At 64.3% G+C, this 18,109-nt stretch carries 17 protein-coding genes; 13 read left to right on the plus strand and 4 right to left on the minus strand.

The window, feature by feature from the left end; all coding sequences use genetic code 11:
* Positions 1–352 precede the first annotated feature (352 nt).
* The 4 genes from K8U54_RS21975 (at position 353) to K8U54_RS21985 (ending at position 5,565) form a co-directional block, all read left to right on the plus strand.
* Entirely contained in the window at positions 353–2,491 is a 2,139-nt protein-coding gene (locus tag K8U54_RS21975; protein ID WP_249907798.1) for a TonB-dependent receptor family protein, read from the plus strand.
* 191 nt (positions 2,492–2,682) lie between these two features.
* Entirely contained in the window at positions 2,683–2,808 is a 126-nt protein-coding gene (locus K8U54_RS25240) for a PA1414 family protein (RefSeq protein ID WP_283939387.1), read from the plus strand.
* A 522-nt stretch (positions 2,809–3,330) separates the two neighbouring features.
* Positions 3,331–4,896 carry a methyl-accepting chemotaxis protein gene (locus tag K8U54_RS21980; RefSeq protein ID WP_249907799.1) on the plus strand — a complete coding sequence of 522 codons (1,566 nt, stop codon included), beginning with the start codon at positions 3,331–3,333 and terminating at the stop codon, positions 4,894–4,896.
* Positions 4,897–4,965: 69 nt separating this feature from the next.
* The gene (locus tag K8U54_RS21985; RefSeq protein WP_249907800.1) at positions 4,966–5,565 is read left to right on the plus strand and encodes a tRNA-uridine aminocarboxypropyltransferase; all 600 of its coding nucleotides are present in this window, start codon (positions 4,966–4,968) and stop codon (positions 5,563–5,565) included.
* Between the two features lie 24 nt (positions 5,566–5,589).
* On the opposite strand, the gene K8U54_RS21990 is transcribed toward K8U54_RS21985, so the two are convergent.
* The 3 genes from K8U54_RS21990 to K8U54_RS22000 form a co-directional block, all read right to left on the minus strand.
* Positions 5,590–6,438 carry a pirin family protein gene (locus K8U54_RS21990; RefSeq protein ID WP_249907801.1) on the minus strand — a complete coding sequence of 283 codons (849 nt, stop codon included), beginning with the start codon at positions 6,436–6,438 and terminating at the stop codon, positions 5,590–5,592.
* Between the two features lie 129 nt (positions 6,439–6,567).
* Positions 6,568–7,317, minus strand: coding sequence for an MlaA family lipoprotein (locus K8U54_RS21995; protein ID WP_249910494.1), 750 nt, complete (start codon positions 7,315–7,317; stop codon positions 6,568–6,570).
* A 19-nt stretch (positions 7,318–7,336) separates the two neighbouring features.
* Positions 7,337–8,635, minus strand: a complete 1,299-nt coding sequence (locus tag K8U54_RS22000) for a serine/threonine protein kinase (protein WP_249907802.1) — start codon at positions 8,633–8,635, stop codon at positions 7,337–7,339.
* Between the two features lie 276 nt (positions 8,636–8,911).
* On the opposite strand from K8U54_RS22000, the gene K8U54_RS22005 reads away from it, so the two are divergent.
* Positions 8,912–9,286: a hypothetical protein gene (locus K8U54_RS22005; protein ID WP_249907803.1), complete on the plus strand. Its 375-nt coding sequence runs from the start codon at positions 8,912–8,914 to the stop codon at positions 9,284–9,286.
* Between the two features lie 258 nt (positions 9,287–9,544).
* Here K8U54_RS22005 and K8U54_RS22010 read toward each other — a convergent pair whose 3' ends face one another.
* The gene (locus K8U54_RS22010) at positions 9,545–11,098 is read right to left on the minus strand and encodes a beta (1-6) glucans synthase (RefSeq protein ID WP_249907804.1); all 1,554 of its coding nucleotides are present in this window, start codon (positions 11,096–11,098) and stop codon (positions 9,545–9,547) included.
* A 182-nt stretch (positions 11,099–11,280) separates the two neighbouring features.
* Between K8U54_RS22010 and K8U54_RS22015 the strand changes: the two genes are divergently transcribed.
* The 8 genes from K8U54_RS22015 to K8U54_RS22050 all read left to right on the plus strand — a co-directional run bounded on the left by K8U54_RS22015 (position 11,281) and on the right by K8U54_RS22050 (position 18,104).
* The gene (locus K8U54_RS22015; protein WP_249907805.1) at positions 11,281–11,607 is read left to right on the plus strand and encodes a ComEA family DNA-binding protein; all 327 of its coding nucleotides are present in this window, start codon (positions 11,281–11,283) and stop codon (positions 11,605–11,607) included.
* Between the two features lie 231 nt (positions 11,608–11,838).
* Entirely contained in the window at positions 11,839–12,168 is a 330-nt protein-coding gene (gene fliE, locus K8U54_RS22020; protein WP_070886364.1) for a flagellar hook-basal body complex protein FliE, read from the plus strand.
* 16 nt (positions 12,169–12,184) lie between these two features.
* Positions 12,185–13,987, plus strand: coding sequence for a flagellar basal-body MS-ring/collar protein FliF (fliF, locus tag K8U54_RS22025; RefSeq protein WP_249907806.1), 1,803 nt, complete (start codon positions 12,185–12,187; stop codon positions 13,985–13,987).
* A complete protein-coding gene (fliG, locus tag K8U54_RS22030) occupies positions 13,980–14,996 on the plus strand; it encodes a flagellar motor switch protein FliG (RefSeq protein ID WP_249907807.1) in 1,017 nt (338 codons plus the stop codon). The genes fliF and fliG overlap by 8 nt, the downstream gene beginning before the upstream one ends.
* Before the next feature lie 3 nt (positions 14,997–14,999).
* Positions 15,000–15,785, plus strand: a complete 786-nt coding sequence (gene fliH / locus K8U54_RS22035) for a flagellar assembly protein FliH (RefSeq protein WP_249907808.1) — start codon at positions 15,000–15,002, stop codon at positions 15,783–15,785.
* A complete protein-coding gene (gene fliI / locus K8U54_RS22040; protein ID WP_249907809.1) occupies positions 15,775–17,133 on the plus strand; it encodes a flagellar protein export ATPase FliI in 1,359 nt (452 codons plus the stop codon). The genes fliH and fliI overlap by 11 nt, the downstream gene beginning before the upstream one ends.
* 3 nt (positions 17,134–17,136) lie before the next feature.
* On the plus strand, positions 17,137–17,589 hold the full coding sequence (gene fliJ / locus K8U54_RS22045) for a flagellar export protein FliJ (protein WP_070886359.1): 453 nt from the start codon (positions 17,137–17,139) through the stop codon (positions 17,587–17,589).
* A 209-nt stretch (positions 17,590–17,798) separates the two neighbouring features.
* Entirely contained in the window at positions 17,799–18,104 is a 306-nt protein-coding gene (locus K8U54_RS22050) for an STAS domain-containing protein (RefSeq protein ID WP_013791031.1), read from the plus strand.
* Positions 18,105–18,109: the final 5 nt, after the last annotated feature.

Genomic DNA, 18,109 nt, shown 5'->3' on the forward strand with positions numbered 1-18,109 from the left:
GGCAGACTCCCGTCAAGGAATGAAGGGCGGCAGTGTTGCTGGATGATGCCAGCAAGGCAAGCCCAGCTTACCTGCCGGTACCGGCCGTTGGTGGCGGGCATGGGTTCGCCACCGGCCTTTTTCCTCGGGGTGCGTCACTGGCGTGCGCCTCGAACGCGGCGCCCCGCATCACTATTGTTTGAACGCGGTTTTGCGCCTGCGGGTCGCACCTCAGGCCCGCTCGGGTGACAATGACAGGTTGCGCGCCAGCAGCGCGCAACCCGCCTGCCGAGTCACCCCGTTTCAGGGCCACCCCGACCCGGGTGGCTGCTCCCACTGGCGCCAAGCCGAACAATGAAAGGATCCATTTGCCATGAGCTGTAGACCACCTTCGCGCGCCTTCGAACTTTCCCGCCTGAGCCGGGCCCTGCTGTTATGTGGCTGCGCGGCAGCGGGCACCTCCCAGGCGCAGGAGACGGCCGCTGGTGTGGTGCTCGAACCCAGCGTGGTCAGCGGATCGCGAAGCGCGGCGCAGAGCTTCGACCTGCCGTTCTCGGTGGACAGCATCGACCGCGAGCAGATCAGCGACGGGCAGTTGGGCATCAACGCCTCCGAGGTGCTGACCCGGGTGCCTGGGCTGGTGGTGCAGAATCGCCAGAACTATGCGCAGGATCTGCAGATATCCTCCCGCGGCTTTGGCGCGCGCTCGGCGTTTGGCGTGCGTGGGCTGAAACTGATTACCGACGGGATTCCCGCCAGCACCCCGGATGGTCAGGGCCAGGCGGCCACCTTCAACCTGGACACCGCCGAGCGCATCGAAGTGCTACGGGGGCCGGCTTCTACGTTGTATGGCAGCAACGCCGGTGGGGTGATCCAGATGTTTTCCCGCGACGGTGTCGGCCGGCCGCGCATCGGCGCGGAGACGCTGATCGGCGGCGACGGCCTGACCCGCAATCACCTCACCGCCGAAGGCGAGGCGGATGGCGTCGGCTTCGTGCTCGACGCTTCGCGGATGGACACCGACGGTTACCGTGACCACAGCTCGGCACGCCGCGACCAGACCTTCGCCAAGCTCAACTTCAAACCCGATGAAGACAGCAGGTTGGCGCTGATCTACAGCAGCCTGGAGCAGAACGGTACGCAAGATCCATTGGGGCAGGCGTGGGCGGCATACAAGGCGGATCCGAGATCGGTTACTGCCAACGCTTTAACGTACAACACTCGGAAAAGCATCGATCATCAGCAGCTAGGTGCTAATTATGAGCGGTATTTTGGCGAGGCGACGTTGCAGACAACGGTCTATGCGGGTAAGCGCCGCGTGATTCAGTACTTGGCCATTCCACAAGGGCCGCAGGGCAACCCGAACCACAGTGGTGGGGTCGTCGATTTCGACCGAGAGTTTCATGGCGGCAGCATACGCTGGCTGCAGCCGGTGGCAGGTGTAAGTGGGGATCTGCGTCTGGCGTTCGGGCTTGATTACGACCAGAGCCGCGATGACCGACGCGGTTACGAGAATTTCTCGGGTTCTCGGCTCGGAGTCAAAGGTGACCTGCGTCGCGATGAAGTCGATACCGTTACCAGCCTGGATCCCTATGCCCAGGCCACCTGGACCATCGGCAACTGGACCCTGCAGGGTGGCTTGCGCTACAGCACCGTGGAGGTGGATGTCGATGACAACTATATCGTCGGCGCCAATGGTGACGACAGCGGTACCAGGCGTTACGAGAAGGCCACGCCCTCGGTCAGCCTCGGCTATGCCTTCACGCCTGACCTGAACGGCTATCTCAGTGTCGGCAAGGGCTTCGAGACGCCCAGCCAGGCCGAGCTGGCCTATTCCCAGGGAAACGCGGGTTTCAACTACGGCCTCGAACCTTCGGAAAGCACCCAATATGAAATCGGCCTGAAAGCCCGCGTCGCCGGAGGCACCCGCATCAACGCTGCCATTTTCCAGATCAACACCGATGACGAAATTGTGGTGCTGGAAAACAGCGGCGGCCGCACCAGCTACCAGAATGCCGGCAAGACCCTGCGCCGCGGCCTCGAGCTGGGGGTCGAAAGCCAGTTCACCGAGCGCTGGTCGGCAGCGCTGGCCTATACCTACCTGGCGGCGACCTACGACTCCAGCTTCACCACCGGAGCTGGGAATACCCTGAAAAATATCGACAAGGGCAATGATCTGCCCGGCGTACCCCGCACCACGTTGTTCGGCGAGCTGGCCTGGAAGCCGGTCGACGGCGTCAGTACGGCGCTCGAGGGCCTCTATCGTAGCCAGGTGTACGTTGAGGACACCAATACCGAAAGAGCCGCGCCCAGCTATGCGGTGTTCAATTGGCGTACCCGCTTCGAACAGCAGTTCGGTCCATGGAGCACCCATCAGACCTTGCGCCTGGACAATCTGGCCGACAAGCAATACGTCGGCTCGGTGATCGTGGGTGACGGCAACGGACGTTTTTACGAGGCGGCACCGGGGCGTTCCTGGTACGCCGGTGCCGGCGTCGAGTATCAGTTTTGAGCCGCATCGCGGGTGTATCGACCCCGGTATGGCGGGCAGCGCAGAATTCGCGGCCTCCAGCAGCTAACTAAGCGACGGTCGGTAGCGCCTTGCAACGCTTTGACGCTGCCTGGCTCTCCACTCCCGCGCAGGTTTCAGCTACTCTGAAATCAAGCGGTCACCATAGCCGTGCGCAGTTTGAGGATACCCTTATGAAAAACTGGTTCGAAAAAATCACTGCCCAGCTCAACGCGCTGCTTGCCCCACGCATGCAGCCCATCCCGATCCGCAGCGACGAGCAACGTCGTCTGGCCGAAGAGCGCCGTCGGCGCCGCTGATACCAGGCATTCCCACTGGGAGCGTCGTCCAGGGCGCTCGCCATGGATCGGCCATGCCTATATGCGCTTGGCTCAGGTCCTCTTTTGCAGCAACTGACTTCCTGATCAGGTCGATGCCCAGGCATCGGCCTGTTTTCGCCTGTATACGGTACTCCTTCAGCGTCAATTGGCTGGACTGGCGTCACCTCGTTCGGCGCACCGGCTCGCAGATTCCTTGCTGCCCTCCACATGGGATACAGAACCGCAACGGGTCGCCGCTCGCGGCTGACAAGCGGCTGCAAAGTTAGTTCAACGGCACCCTCAAGTCGTTGAACCTGTTGCCGACAAAAGAAGCAATCCCGTTCGGGTGAGCAGCGAGCAAGGTATGACAGGGGAGCTGCAGGTCGGCTTTCCGCGTGTTCTCTCTCCAGCGTTTCGAGCATCACACACCAACCGCCTACCCTTGCTGGCGCGGCAGCTTTGCTGTGCTAGACATAGTGGAGTGGAAAGGACGTACCCTTCACGTATTAAAGGATCGCAACCATGCGTCAGAATCTTCCGGTAACTCAGCGGGAACGGACTTTTCCCGGTCACGAGCGGTTGATTTCCACCACTGATCTGAACAGCAAGATCACCTACTGCAACGATGCTTTCGTGGCCATCAGCGGGTTCACCCGGGAGGAGCTGATCGGCCAGCCCCACAACCTCGTGCGTCATCCCGATATGCCGCCAGCCGTCTTTGGCCATATGTGGGACACCATCAAGCAGGGCAAACCCTGGATGGGCATCGTCAAGAACCGTTCCAAGAATGGCGATTACTACTGGGTCAGTGCCTATGTCACGCCCGTTTATGAGCACGGCAAGGTGGCCGGGTACGAGTCCGTTCGTTCTTTGCCCAGCGAAGACCAGAAGCGCCGTGCCGAGGCGCTGTATGCGCGGTTGCGGGCGGGCAAATCCCCCGTGCCGAAGATCGAGCACCTCACCTATGACCTGCTTCGCTCCTGGCCACTGATCATCGCCGCGCTGGTGATTCTGGCTGCCCAGACGATGCTTGCCGGGGCATGGCTGGCGCTGGTGGTGGTGGCCGTGATGGCGGCGCTGGGTTCCTATCAGTTGTACAGCAAGCGCGCCTTGATCCGCCGCACCCTGGGTGAGCACCCCAAGGCCTTCACCAGCAGCCTGGTGGCGCTTACCTACAGCGACAACCGAGGTGCCCAGGCGCTGCTCGACATGGCCATGATCAGCGAAGAAGCGCGGCTGCAGACCGCCCTGACACGCCTGGAGGATGCCGGTGTCAACGTCAAGAGGCAGGCCGCCCAGGCCGCCGGCTTCTCGCGATCGGGCGCCGAGATGCTCGATCAACAGCGCAGCGAGACCGATCAATCGGCGACGGCCATCAACCAGATGGCCGCCACCATCCAGGAAGTCACCCAGAACGTGCAGAGCACCAGCCATGCCGCCGAGGAGGCGGACCGCTTGGCCAGGGAAGGGCGGCAACTGGCGGGTGGCAGCCTGGAGTCCATGCAGCACATGGCCAAAGCTGTGGTGGATATCGGCCAGGCGGTGAACGACCTGGCCAACTCGACGCAGTCGATCGGCAGCGTCGCCGACGTGATCACCTCGATTGCCGAGCAGACCAACCTGCTGGCCCTCAACGCTGCCATCGAGGCGGCACGTGCGGGCGAACAGGGGCGTGGTTTCGCCGTGGTGGCCGACGAGGTTCGTTCGCTCGCCTCGCGCACCCGTGAATCGACCCAGCAGATCCACCAGATCATCGCCTCGTTGCGCGCCGGTGCCGAGCGCGCCGTTGCCACGGCCGGGCGGGGCGAGGAAATCTCCCGGGAAAGCGTGCAGAGCGTCGAAGCGGTGCGCATTGCGCTGGACGGCATCAGCGAATCGGTCAGTCGCATCAGCGGCATGAGCCAGCAGATTGCGGCGGCCTCCGAGGAGCAGGGGCAGGTGGCGGACGACATCAGCCGGCAGATTACCCGCATCGCCCACCTCTCCGAGCAGGGCGCCGAGCAGGCCCACCAGGGCGCGGCGATTGGCAAGGAGCTGGAGACCATGGCCGACTACCTGCACAGCCTGGCCGAGCGCTTCAACCGCTAGCGGTCTTTACACCGCCTCTCGGCTGCGCTGGCGTGCTATGGCACACTGCGCGGCCGAGGAGACCCGCCAATGCCACGCCCCCGCTGTTCCCGCTGCAAGCGCCCGGCAAGCCACTGCCTGTGCGCGTTGATCCCTGATCTGCCAAGCCGCACTGAAGTGCTCGTGCTGCAGCACCCCGATGAAGTCGACCATGCGCTCAACACAGCCAATCTCGCCGTGCTGGGCTTGCGTAACGCCACCTTGTGGGTGGGCGAAGTATTCGCTGATCTGCCGGCCTGGCTGGCAGAGCCGGGCTATCGTGTGCGTTTGCTGTTTCCCGGAGATGACGCGCAGCCACTGGCCCTTGTCAGCAGCGCAGAGGAGGACCGCCCGATGCGCCTGGTCGTGCCCGATGGCACGTGGCGCAAGGCCCGCAAACTCTTGCATCTGAATCCGCTGTTGGCAGCGTTGCCGCGGGTGACCCTGAGAGATGCGCCGCCTTCACGCTATCGATTGCGCAAAGCGCCGATGGAGGGATCGCTATCGACGCTGGAGGCAATAGTCGCGGCATTGAACGTTCTTGAGGCCCCTTATGATTACGAGGCCCTGCTCAAGCCGTTCGATGCCTTGATCGAGGGGCAGATCGCGGCGATGGGGGAGGAGACCTTCAGGCGTAACCACCTGCGCTGAGCGGCTGTGTCTGCGTGCATCCGCTCAGGCAAAGCTGCCATCACGGAAATCACGCAGCGCCTGCTCGATTTCCTCCCGGCTGTTCATCACGAATGGCCCGTACTGCACGATCGGCTCGTTCAGCGGCTTGCCGGCAATCAGCAGAACGCCAGCACCGCCGTCACTGCTCAAGAGCAACTCGCCCTCGTCACCGAGCCTTACCAGTCGACCTGCTTTGACCTCATGACTTTGCTGTGCCTGGATTTCGCCCTGGTACACATACAGCAAGGCGCGATGACCTGCCGGCAGTTCAGGGCGTACAACGCTGCCGGCGGGGAGGCGCAGATCGTAGAGTTGTGGCTCGGTGCGTGGGCGCTGTACCGCGCCGGCCTGGCGACTGTCGCCCTCGACGAACGTGCCGGCAATCACCACCGCCTCGACACCCTCGGCGGTATGCAAGCGCGGAATCTGCGTACTGGGGATGTCGCGGTAGTCCGGCTCGGCCATTTTGCTGTCAGCAGGCAGGTTCAGCCACAGCTGGAAACCGCGCATGGTGCCCTGTTCCTGTTCGGGCATCTCGCTATGAATGATGCCCCGTGCGGCGGTCATCCACTGGACGTCCCCGCCCTGCAGCAAGCCGACGTTGCCGAGGTGATCCTCATGGCGCATGCGCCCTTCGAGCATGTAGGTGATGGTCTCGAAACCGCGGTGCGGGTGCGGTGGGAAGCCGGCGATGTAGTCGTCGGCGTTGTCGGTGCTGAACTCGTCGAGCATCAGGAAGGGATCGAAACGTTCGATACCGGCGCCGCCGATGACCCGGTTCAGGCGCACACCGGCGCCGTCTGAGGCCGGTTGGCCCGGTTGAATGGCAAGGACAGGGCGTAGCTGGTTCATCTGGCTGGCTCTCGTGACAAGCGATGGGTCCATGGTAGGCCAGCCGAGCCGTGGGATGGGTGGGAAAAGATCAACTCATCTATCGAGAATGTCGATGTACTGACGGAGCCCTGGGGCGCCGTCAGGTTTTCACTCGGCGATCTGCAGCTTGCGCGACTCGGTGTAGAAGAAGCGCAGCTTCTCGTATTCGAACGGCGAGTTCAGCTGGCCGTAGCGGAAGCTGGTGGTCGAGCGCTGATCGATGCCCCGCAGGACGATGATTTCCGGGTGGCTGCTGCTGACCTCGGCTACGTTGAGGTAGTTGATCTGCTGGGCGACCCCGAAATCCACCACCAGGCCCGTGGTGTCACGCAGGTTGGACGGGCCGAGGATCGGCAGCATCAGGTACGGGCCGGCGGGAGAGCCGTAGAAACCCAGGGTCTGGCCGAAGTCCTCGCGGTGCTTGGGCAGGCCCATGAGCGTGGCCGGGTCCCACAGGCCCGCCACGCCCAGGGTGGTGTTGAACAGCAGACGCGCCGTGGTGTTCAGGGCGCGTTCCCCCTTGAGCTGCAGGGCGCTGTTGATCAGGTTCGGCACATCACCCAGGTTGCTGAAGAAGTTGGTCACGCCCTTTTGCACGAAGCCTGGGGTGACATAGCGGTAACCATCGACCACCGGCAGGAACACCCACTGGTCGAAACGGTAGTTGAAGTGGTAGACGCGACGGTTCCAGGATTCCAGAGGATCCTGGATTTCCAGCGCCGAGAGCGTCGAGCGTTCGAATTCGCGCTGGTTGAGGCCCGGGTTGAACGTGAGTTCCTTGAGCGGTTGCTTGAAGCCATCGTCTTCGACGGTGGTCTGGGCAGAGGCAACGCCGCAGCTCAACAGGGCAGCGAACAGTGCGAGAGCAGGGAAGGACTTAGCCACGGAAGAACTCCAACATGTCGTTGCTGTTGACGCGGTAATTGAGGTTGCCGCAGTGCCCGCCGTAGGGATACACGGTCAGGCGATCACCCATCGTACGGCGCAGGAAGCCCAGGTCGCCGGGACCGAGGATCACGTCATCGGCATTGTGCATCACCGCGATCTTCGGACTGTTCTTCAGGTAATCCTCGATGCTGTACAGGCTGACCTCGTTGATCAGTTGGTTGATGCTGCCGCCGCCATAGCGGGCGCGCCACATGGGGATCAGCTGTTCGGTCATGTAGCAGTCGAAGTCGCACTGCAGCGCGCGACGGAAGAAGGGTGTCAGGCTGGTGCCTTCGCCAATCGGGTAGTCCACGGGGGTGATCAGGCCACGGCGGTTGATCAGGTCCGAGGTAAAGGCGATGTCGGCAGCCGAGAAGCGGAACGAGGTGCCGATCAACATGGCAAGCTGCTCGTTGGTCAGGTGCTCCTTGGACTGCTGGAAGTCGTAGAGCAGGGCGTCGTTGATGTCCACGTAGCCCTTCTGCTGGAAGTAGCGGGTCAGCTTGGCCAGCACCAGCTCATAGAAGGTGGTGCGGTTGGTGATGCCCTTGACCTGGGTCTGTACCAGACGATCCAGGTTGGTGATCGAGGTGTACAGGTTGACCGGCGGGTTGAGCATCAGCACGCGCTTGAAGTTGAAGCTGCGGCGCGTCTCGTCCAGCTGGCTGACGAACGCCGCATGCAGGGCGCCGAGGCTGTAGCCGGTCAGGTAATAGTCGGTGACCTGCAGGCGCGGATGCTGGGCACGTACGGCCTGCATGGCGCGGTACATGTCTTCGGCGTCGTCACGGCTGATGCCGGGCGTGGCGAAGCGCGAGGCGGAGGTCATGAAGTCGTAGCTGGTCGGCGACGACAGCTGCACGACATGGTAGCCGGCACCGTAGAAGAGTTTCTTCAGGTACTCGGGCGTGCCGCTCGAATAATGCGCGCCGGTACCGGCGATGATGAAGATCAGCGGCGCCGGGCCGTTCTGCTCGGCCAGCCGGTAGCTCATCTTGGTGACGGCCCAGAAGTTGTCCGGCAGCTGGAATTCCCGTTCCGGACGCAGGCGGACGCGGTAGTCAGCCTGCTTGATGTCCGCGTCTTCCGGCAGCTCGGGACGCAGCTCCGGCGGGGTGGTGGCGATGGTGGCTTCGAAGGGGTTGGTCAGCGGATAGCCGTAGGTCTGCGCATCGATGTCGGCGGCCCACAGAGGGGCGCTGAGCAGCAGGGTGCCGAGCAGGGCTGCAAGACGGGGAATGAAAGACATACAAGATCCCTATGGAAGAGAACATTCTTTTCAGAGGTGGGGCCGGCAAGCCGGTGCTTTCGGCATCAGCCGCGATGACTAGGACAACCGCCGTTGTATCAAAGTGCCATGGGAAATTCTGCCATGCTGCACACCGGATATACCAGAAGGCGATTGGGCCGCCAACGGCCTTTGCCATGGCGTATGCGCCGGGTTTGATCGGCATCGATTTGCCGCTTGCATCCGCCTGCCGGGCGATTATGCTGAGCGCCGTTTTCAAGCCCTCTGGAGTGCAGCATGCCTCGTCGTTTATCCATCGTCGCCCTGGTGATCGCAGCGCTCGTCTGCGTGGCCGCCAGTTACGCGTTGCGCTACCTGCTCATGGAGGGTGATCAGTGGGTCGGCCGCTGCGTCGATGACCCGGGCCTTCTGGCCTGCCAGGTGCGTGCCACCCTGGGCTGGATGATCCACCTGCGGGTGATCGCCTGGGCGGCGCTGGGTTGCGCGCTGCTGGCATTCGTCCTGCCCGGCGCCTGGGGCTGGCGCCTGGCCGTGCCGGGGCTGCTGCTCGGTTTGCCGGCGCTGGCGCTGTATACCGCGAGCCTCGCGGTGTTCGCAGTCGTTCTTGCGCTGCTTCGTCTGGTGCGCGCGCCCGCTGTGGTGACGCGCTGATAGCCTGTTCAGGACCGTTCGGCTCGGCTTCAGCGCGTTGACTGCAAAGTGGCGCAAGTGGCCTTTCGTAGGGTGGACGACGCTTTACCCGTCCACCGCTCTGCGATCGCAATGGTGGACAAAAAGAGCGTTGTCCACCCTACGCTGGGAGCGGCCGCTTCTGCCTTGTAGCAGTCTCTGCAATGTCGTCTGGAAAGATCGTGAACAGGCTCCAGGACGCCGGGCGCTACGCGGCAAGCGCAGCGCCCGCGGTGGGGGTTACCGCTTTGAGTGGCGCACGCTGCGCCACAGGGCGGCTGCTAGCAGCGCGCTGGTAATGGCCCAGCCGATGGCCTGCAGATTGTCCAGGGTCTCCTCATAGAGTTGCGGCACGATGCCGGCAGCGATCAATACCGCCAGCACGGCGATTTCCCGGCGCGGCCCTGCCACCGGGCGCAGCAGGTACACCAGTGCCGGCAACAGCAGTGCGGCACTCGGGAAGCTGCGATAGCGCGCATCGGTGACCATCGCCAGCATCATCACCGCACCGGCAAAGCCGGCTGCTGCCAGCCACCAGCCGGCACGCCGCTCCAGCCAGCCGAAAGCCTGGGCTCGCCAGCCCTGCGCCGTGGACAGGGCCAGCGCGGCATGGGCCAGTACCAGCAGGTTGAGGGCGAGCAGGGCGCCTGCCCACAGCCATTCGCCGACATAGCGGCTGGTCACCCAGGCCAGCTCCGCCCACAGGCCGATGCAGGCGGCGCCCAGTGCGGCCAGCAACGGCAGCAGCACGGCGTTGCGCGTCGAGCTCGGACGGCCACCGACCAGCAGGCCGAAGGCCAGAACGCCGGCGCTGATGGCCAGCCACAGCGGCCAATGGGGCAGGTTGGACACCGGCCCGGCGAGGATCGACTTGTCCTGGCGATCGGCGTCGTACAGCCCCCAGAAACCGCCCACCGCACCCTCGCTGACGCGTTTCCAGGGTTGGTCGAAGGCTTCGATCAGGTTGTAGCGCCAGCCATGCTGCTCGGCCAGGGCGACGAAACCGCGGATGAAGGTGGCCTGGTTGACGCGGCTGGGCACCGCGGTTTCACGCTGGCGGCCTTCGCTGGGCCAGCCGGTCTCGCCGATCATGATGTCCTTGGGCGCGAACTGCTTGCCGAACAGCTCCCGTACCTCGGTCACTTCATGCAGGGCCGCGTCGATGCCGGCCGGGTTGTCTTCCCAGTACGGCAGCAGGTGGATGGTGATGAAATCCACCGCTGGCGCCACTTCCGGGTGCTTGAGCCAGAACTCCCAGACGTCGGCGTAGGTGACCGGCTGGCTGATCTCGGCCTTGACCTGGTTGATCAGCTCGACCAGCTGCCCGCCGGTGACTTCCTTGCGCAGCAAGGCTTCGTTGCCGACGATGACCGCCTCGACCACATCCGGGTTTTCCTTGGCCAGCTTGATCAGGCCCTGGATCTCGATGGCCGTGTCATGCGGGTTGCGGCTGACCCAGGCGCCGGTGATCAGCTTCAGGCCATGCTTGCGGGCCAGCTCCGGCAGCGTTTCCAGGCCGGTGACCGAATAGGTGCGAATGCATTGGAAGCGCTCGGCCAGCAGCGCCAGGTCGGTGTCCATCTGCTCCGGGTGGATCTGCAGGGGTAGATCGAAGGGCGACTGGTCCTTGCCGAAGGGCGTGTAGGACGCGCATTGCAATTTGTGGGTCGGCGTGGCCGCGTCGGCCAGCACCACCGGCTTGCCGATGGTTTGCCAGAGGCTGCCCAGCGCGAGAAAACCGACGATGCAGGCACAGAGGTAGGGGAGCAGAGGAAAGCGGGCGGTGGCGGGCATGGTCGAACACGCATGGTAATGGAGACGCGCATCTTAGCGGCGAGCAAGGCCTTTAGATAGACGCGGAAAAAGTAGTTACAAAGGCTCCTTTGACGGGGCGTTCAGACTGGCTATTTTCATCGTGCGGCGTGAGGAACACCCGCGTCGCTCAACTCGAGTGGAACTTACAGAGGATGTTGATCATGCTGAAAACTACCCTGCAAGCCCTGCTGTTTTCCGTGGTTGCCAGTGCGTCATGGCTGGCCAGCGCCAATGAGGCGGCGAATGCACCCGCTACCGAGCCCGTGGCCCGGCAAGTGGCCGAACTCAATCCCATCAACCTCAATACTGCCGACGCCGAGACCCTGCAGCGCGAGCTCAGTGGCGTCGGTGCGGTAAAGGCACAGGCCATCGTCGCTTATCGCGATACCCACGGTGAGTTCGCCTCGGTGGACGAACTGCTCGAAGTCAAGGGCATCGGTGAAGCCCTGCTCGAACGCAACCGCGACAAGCTGACCGTCGGCCAGTAGCTGCTGGTGTCCCAGGCCGCGCCTCCTTCGGGGGGCGCGGCTTTTTCATGGGCAACGGCTTTTCGTCACCGCCTCTCCATCGCGAGCCGAGGGGCAAGACTGGCGCGGTTTCTGCTTCGTCTGCCTGGTAGCCACGGATTGATGGCGCGAAGGTAGTTGGCACCCTTGTTGCAAATACCTTCAGCAAAGCACTCGCGGCGTCAAAAAACCGCGGTCAGTGGAGGAAGGGTCATGAGTCAGGGTGTCGCGTTCAACCGTCTAATGCTGGAAATGCGCTCCATGCAGGCCGAGGCCATGGCGCGCAAGCCAGCCGTGCCCCAGGCCCAGGAAGTCGGCGCGCCGAGCTTCTCGGACATGCTCGGGCAGGCGGTGAACAAGGTCAGCGAAACCCAACAGGCCGCCGGCCAGCTGGCCAACGCCTTCGAAATGGGCCAGAGCGGCGTCGACCTGACCGACGTGATGATCGCCTCGCAGAAATCCAGCGTCTCGTTCCAGGCCATGACTCAAGTGCGCAACAAGCTGGTTCAGGCCTATCAAGACATCATGCAGATGCCGGTTTAAGGGGTAGATTTCGATCATGGCCGACGCTCTCGCCGCAAACGTACCTGCCACCGCCGCCGACAACGCGCCGAAGAAGCCGCTGTTCGGGCTGACCTTCCTGGAAAACCTGTCCGACATGCCGTTGCTGCGTCAGGCGGGCCTGCTGGTTGGCCTGGCCGCCAGCGTGGCGATCGGCTTCGCCGTGGTGCTGTGGTCCCAGCAGCCCGAGTACAAGCCGCTGTACGGCAGCCTCGAGGGCATGGATGCGCGTGGCGTGATGGAAACCCTGACCGCCGCCAACATCGATTACACCGTGGAGCCGAACTCCGGCGCCCTGCTGGTCAAGTCCTCGGACCTGGCCCAGGCGCGCATTCGCCTGGCGTCCGCCGGCGTGGCGCCGACCGACACCAGCATCGGTTTCGAGATCCTCGACAAGGAGCAGGGCCTGGGCACCAGCCAGTTCATGGAAGCGACCCGCTACCGTCGCGGCCTGGAAGGCGAACTGGCGCGCACCGTGTCGAGCCTCAACAACGTCAAGGCCGCCCGCGTTCACCTGGCGATCCCGAAGAGTTCGGTGTTCGTGCGCGACGAGCGCAAGCCCAGCGCCTCGGTGCTGGTCGAGCTGTACGCCGGGCGCAGCCTGGAGCCGAGCCAGGTGATGGCCATCGTCAACCTGGTGGCCAGCAGCGTGCCGGAGATGGACAAGGGCCAGGTCACCGTGGTCGACCAGAAGGGCAACCTGCTGTCCGATCAGCAGGAAATGTCCGAGCTGAGCATGGCCGGCAAGCAGTTCGACTACAGCCGCCGCATGGAGAGCCTGTTCACCCAGCGCGTGCACAACATCCTGCAGCCGGTGCTTGGCGTCGGCCGTTACAAGGCCGAAGTGTCCGCCGACGTGGACTTCAGCGCCGTCGAGTCGACCTCGGAAACCTTCAACCCGGATCAGCCAGCGCTGCGCAGCGAGCAGCAGGTCAATGAGCAACGCAGCAGCGGCAGCGGCCCCCAGGGCGTGCCGGGGGCACTGAGCAATCAACCGCCTGGCCCGGCTGCCGCACCGCAGCAGGCCGGTGGTGCCGCCGCGCCCGGTGGGCCGGTCGCTCCCGGCCAGCCGCTGGTCGATGCCAATGGCCAGCAGATCATGGACCCGGCCACCGGCCAGCCGATGCTGGCGCCGTACCCGGCCGACAAGCGCGACCAGTCGACCCGCAACTTCGAACTCGATCGTTCGGTCAGCTACACCAAGCAGCAGCAGGGGCGCTTGCGCCGGCTTTCCGTCGCCGTGGTGGTGGATGACCAGATGCGCGTCGACCCGGCCACCGGCGAAGCCACCCGGGTGCCGTGGACCAGCGACGACCTGGCGCGCTTCACCCGCCTGGTGCAGGACTCAGTCGGCTTCGATGCCAGCCGTGGCGACAGCGTCAGCGTGATCAACACGCCGTTCAGCAGTGAAACCGCGGAAGTGATCGAAGTGCCGTGGTACCAGAGCGAGCTGTTCCTGATGGCCATGGGCGGCCTCAAGTCGCTGTTCCCGGCGCTGCTGATCTTCCTGCTGGTGTGGTTCGTGCTGCGCCCGGTGCTGAACAACATCACCGGTGGCGGCAAGAACAAGGAACTGGCCCTGGCTGGCGGCGGCCGCGATGGCGATGTCGACCTCGGCGAAATGGGCGGCATGGACGGCCTGGCCTCCGATCGGGTAAGCCTTGGCGGGCCGCAAAGCATTATGTTGCCAAGCCCGAGCGAGGGGTATGATGCACAACTGAACGCGATCAAGAGTCTGGTCGCCGAAGATCCGGGCCGGGTCGCCCAGGTAGTCAAAGACTGGATCAATGCCGATGAATGAGAACCGCACCACCGCCAAGATGAGCAAGGTCGAGAAGGCCGCGATTCTGCTGCTCTCGCTCGGTGAAACCGATGCCGCTCAGGTGCTGCGCCACCTGGGGCCCAAGGAGGTCCAGCGCGTGGGCGTGGCCATGGCCGCCATGCGCAACATCCATCGCGAGCAGGTCGAGCAGGTGATGGGCGAATTCGTCGAGACCGTGGGCGACCAGACCAGCCTGGGCGTGGGCGCCGACGGCTACATCCGCAAGATGCTCACCCAGGCGCTTGGCGAGGACAAGGCCGGCAACCTGATCGATCGCATCCTGCTGGGCGGCAGCACCAGCGGCCTGGACAGTCTGAAGTGGATGGAACCGCGCGCGGTCGCCGACGTGATTCGTTACGAGCACCCGCAGATCCAGGCCATCGTGGTCGCCTACCTGGACCCCGACCAGGCCGGCGAAGTGCTGGGCCACTTCGATCACAAGGTACGCCTGGACATCGTCCTGCGCGTCTCGTCGCTGAATACCGTACAGCCGGCGGCGCTCAAGGAGTTGAACCTGATCCTGGAGAAGCAGTTCTCCGGCAGCTCCAACACCACCCGCGCCACCATGGGCGGCGTGAAGCGTGCCGCAGACATCATGAACTTCCTCGACAGCTCGGTCGAAGGGCCGCTGATGGATTCGATCCGCGAGATCGACGAGGACCTGTCGTCGCAGATCGAGGACCTGATGTTCGTCTTCGACAACCTGGCCGATGTCGACGACCGCGGTATCCAGGCGCTGCTGCGCGAGGTGTCGTCCGACGTGCTGGTGCTGGCCCTCAAGGGCGCCGACGAGGCGATCAAGGAAAAGGTCTTCAAGAACATGTCCAAACGTGCGGCCGAGCTGCTGCGTGATGACCTGGAGGCCAAGGGGCCGGTGCGGGTCAGCGACGTGGAAACGGCGCAGAAGGAAATCCTCACCATTGCCCGGCGCATGGCCGAGGCCGGCGAGATCGTGCTTGGCGGCAAGGGCGGCGAGGAGATGGTGTAACCCATGGTAGCCAAGGAGCCGGTCAGCGAGCTGATTCGCGCCAAGGATCTGGGCAGCGTCGACCGCTGGTCGCTGCCCAGCTTCGACGAGCATGACGAGTCGCAGGCCGAGGCGCCCGCGCCGGAGCCGGTGGCTGCCGAGCCTGCACCCGTGGTGCAGGAAAGCGAGGAGGTGGCCCTCGAGGATGTCAAACCCTTGACGCTCGATGAGCTCGAGGCCATTCGCCAGGACGCCTATAACGAGGGCTTCGCCACCGGCGAAAAGGATGGCTTCCGGGCCGGCCAGCTCAAGGCCAAGCAGGAGGCAGACGCCGCCCTGGCCGGGCGGGTCCAGGCGCTCGAGCAGGTCATGCGCCATCTGCTCGAGCCGATCGCCGAGCAGGACCAGCAACTGGAAGTGGCCCTGGTGACCCTGGTCGGCCAGGTGACCCGTGAAGTCATCCAGCGTGAGCTGAGCCGCGACTCCAGCCAGATCCGCCAGGTGCTGCGCGAGGCTCTCAAGTTGCTGCCGATGGGCGCGGAAAACATCCGCATCCACCTCAACCCCCAGGATTTCGAGCTGGTCAAGACGCTGCGCGATCGCCACGAGGAAAACTGGCGGATTCTCGAAGACGATTCGCTGCTGCCCGGCGGGTGCCGCGTGGAAAGCGAGCACAGCCGCATCGATGCCAGTGTCGAGACCCGGCTGAGCCAGGCACTCAAGCAACTGTTCGAGCAGCAGCGCGAGCATGCCACCACGCCGCGCGCCGCCGACATGGTCATCGATCTGGATGCCAACGATGCGCCTTGAGCGCCTCAGTTTCGCCCGCCGCCTGGATGGCTATGGCGAGGCCGTCAAACTGCCCACCCAGCCCATCGTCGAAGGCCGCCTGCTGCGCATGGTCGGCCTCACCCTGGAGGCCGAGGGCCTGCGCGCCGCCCTGGGCAGCCGCTGCCTGGTGATCAACGACGACAGCTACCATCCGGTGCAGGTCGAGGCCGAGGTGATGGGCTTTTCCTCCGGCAAGATCTACCTGATGCCGGTGGGCAGCCTGGCTGGTATCGCGCCGGGCGCTCGGGTGGTGCCGCTGCCGGACACCGGGCGCCTGCCCATGGGCATGTCGATGCTCGGCCGGGTGCTCGATGGCGCCGGCCGCGCCCTGGACGGCAAGGGCGGCATGAAGGCCGAGGACTGGGTGCCGATGGATGGGCCGACCATCAACCCCCTCAAGCGTCATCCGATCAGCGAACCGCTGGATGTCGGCATCCGCAGCATCAACGGGCTGCTCACCGTCGGCCGCGGCCAGCGCCTGGGTCTGTTCGCCGGTACCGGCGTCGGTAAGTCGGTGCTGCTGGGCATGATGACGCGTTTCACCGAGGCCGAGATCATCGTGGTCGGGCTGATCGGTGAGCGGGGCCGCGAGGTCAAGGAATTCATCGACGAGATTCTTGGCGAGGAGGGCATCAAGCGTTCGGTGGTCGTCGCTTCACCCGCCGATGACGCGCCGCTGATGCGTCTGCGCGCCGCCATGTACTGCACGCGGATCGCCGAATATTTCCGCGACAAGGGCAAGAACGTCCTGTTGCTGATGGACTCGCTGACCCGTTTCGCCCAGGCCCAGCGGGAAATCGCCCTGGCCATCGGCGAGCCGCCAGCGACCAAGGGCTATCCACCGTCGGTGTTCGCCAAGCTGCCGCGCCTGGTCGAGCGGGCCGGTAACGCCGAGGCGGGCGGCGGTTCGATCACTGCCTTCTACACCGTGTTGTCCGAAGGCGATGATCAGCAGGACCCGATTGCCGACGCCGCCCGCGGCGTGCTCGACGGCCACTTCGTGTTGTCCCGGCGTTTGGCCGAGGAGGGGCATTACCCGGCCATCGATATCGAAGCCTCGATCAGCCGGGTCATGCCTCAGGTGGTCAGTCCCGAGCACATGCGCAACGCCCAGCGCTTCAAGCAGCTGTGGTCGCGTTACCAGCAGAGCCGCGACCTGATCAGCGTCGGCGCCTACGTGCCGGGTGGCGACGCCGACACCGACCTGGCCATCGCCCGCCAGCCGGTCATGGTGCGTTACCTGCGCCAGGCCCTGGGCGAGAGCGAGAGCCTGGCGAGCAGCCGCGAGCTGCTCGCCGCGGTGCTCAACCCCTCGGCGGCATCCTAAGCCGTGGCCGCCAGCCGAGCGGCGCGTCTGGCGCCGGTGGTCGACATGGCCGAGAAGGCCGAACGCGAAGCCGCCTTGCAGCTGGGGCGCGCTCAGGGCCTGCTGGGGCAGGCGCAGAACAAGCTCGCGGACCTGGAAAATTACCTGCAGGGCTATCAGCAGCAATGGATGAGCGAGGGCCAGCGCGGTGTATCCGGCCAGTGGCTGATGAACTATCAGCGCTTCCTGTCCCAGCTCGACGTGGCGATCGCCCAGCAGCAGCAGGCGGTCAACTGGCACCGCAACAACCTGGACAAGGTGCGCGAGGTCTGGCAACAGCGCTACGCGCGCCTGGAAGGGCTGCGCAAGCTGGTGCAGCGCTACCTGGACGAAGCACGCCTGGCCGAGGACAAGCGTGAGCAGAAGCTGCTCGACGAGCTGTCCCAGCGCATTCCGCGACGCGATTCCCTGGAATGATGGTTGCCGCTTGGGCGGGCTAGTGCTAAATCTTCTTAGGCCGGAATTCAGCATCGCCGGACCGCGGGCTGGGCAGGGCCAGGAAAAACAGGTGAGACACCGCGTCACCACACGGGTCAACAGCTTATCGGCCGCTCCACGGAGCTGCTTCGGCCACGTTGACCCGCCTTAGCGGGCTGCGGGTTATCCCGGATATCAAGGAGTGTTTCATGCCCATCACCTCGCTGCCTTCGGAAGACGGGCAAGAGTTGACCATCACCATTCAGGGTCGCTTCGATTTCGGCGCCCATCAGGAATTTCGCCGCGCCTACGAACGCGTCGATATCCGTCCCAAGCGTTATACGGTCGATCTCAAGGGAACGACCTATCTGGACAGCTCGGCGCTGGGCATGTTGTTGCTGCTGCGTGATCATGCCGGGGGCGACCGCGCGCAGATCCGCCTGCTCAACTGCAATGCCGACGTGCGCAAGATTCTCTCCATCTCCAACTTCGAACAGCTTTTCCAGATCGATTGAGGCGC

This window comes from Pseudomonas fulva, assembly GCF_023517795.1.
Taxonomy (GTDB): Bacteria; Pseudomonadota; Gammaproteobacteria; order Pseudomonadales; family Pseudomonadaceae; genus Aquipseudomonas; species Aquipseudomonas fulva_D.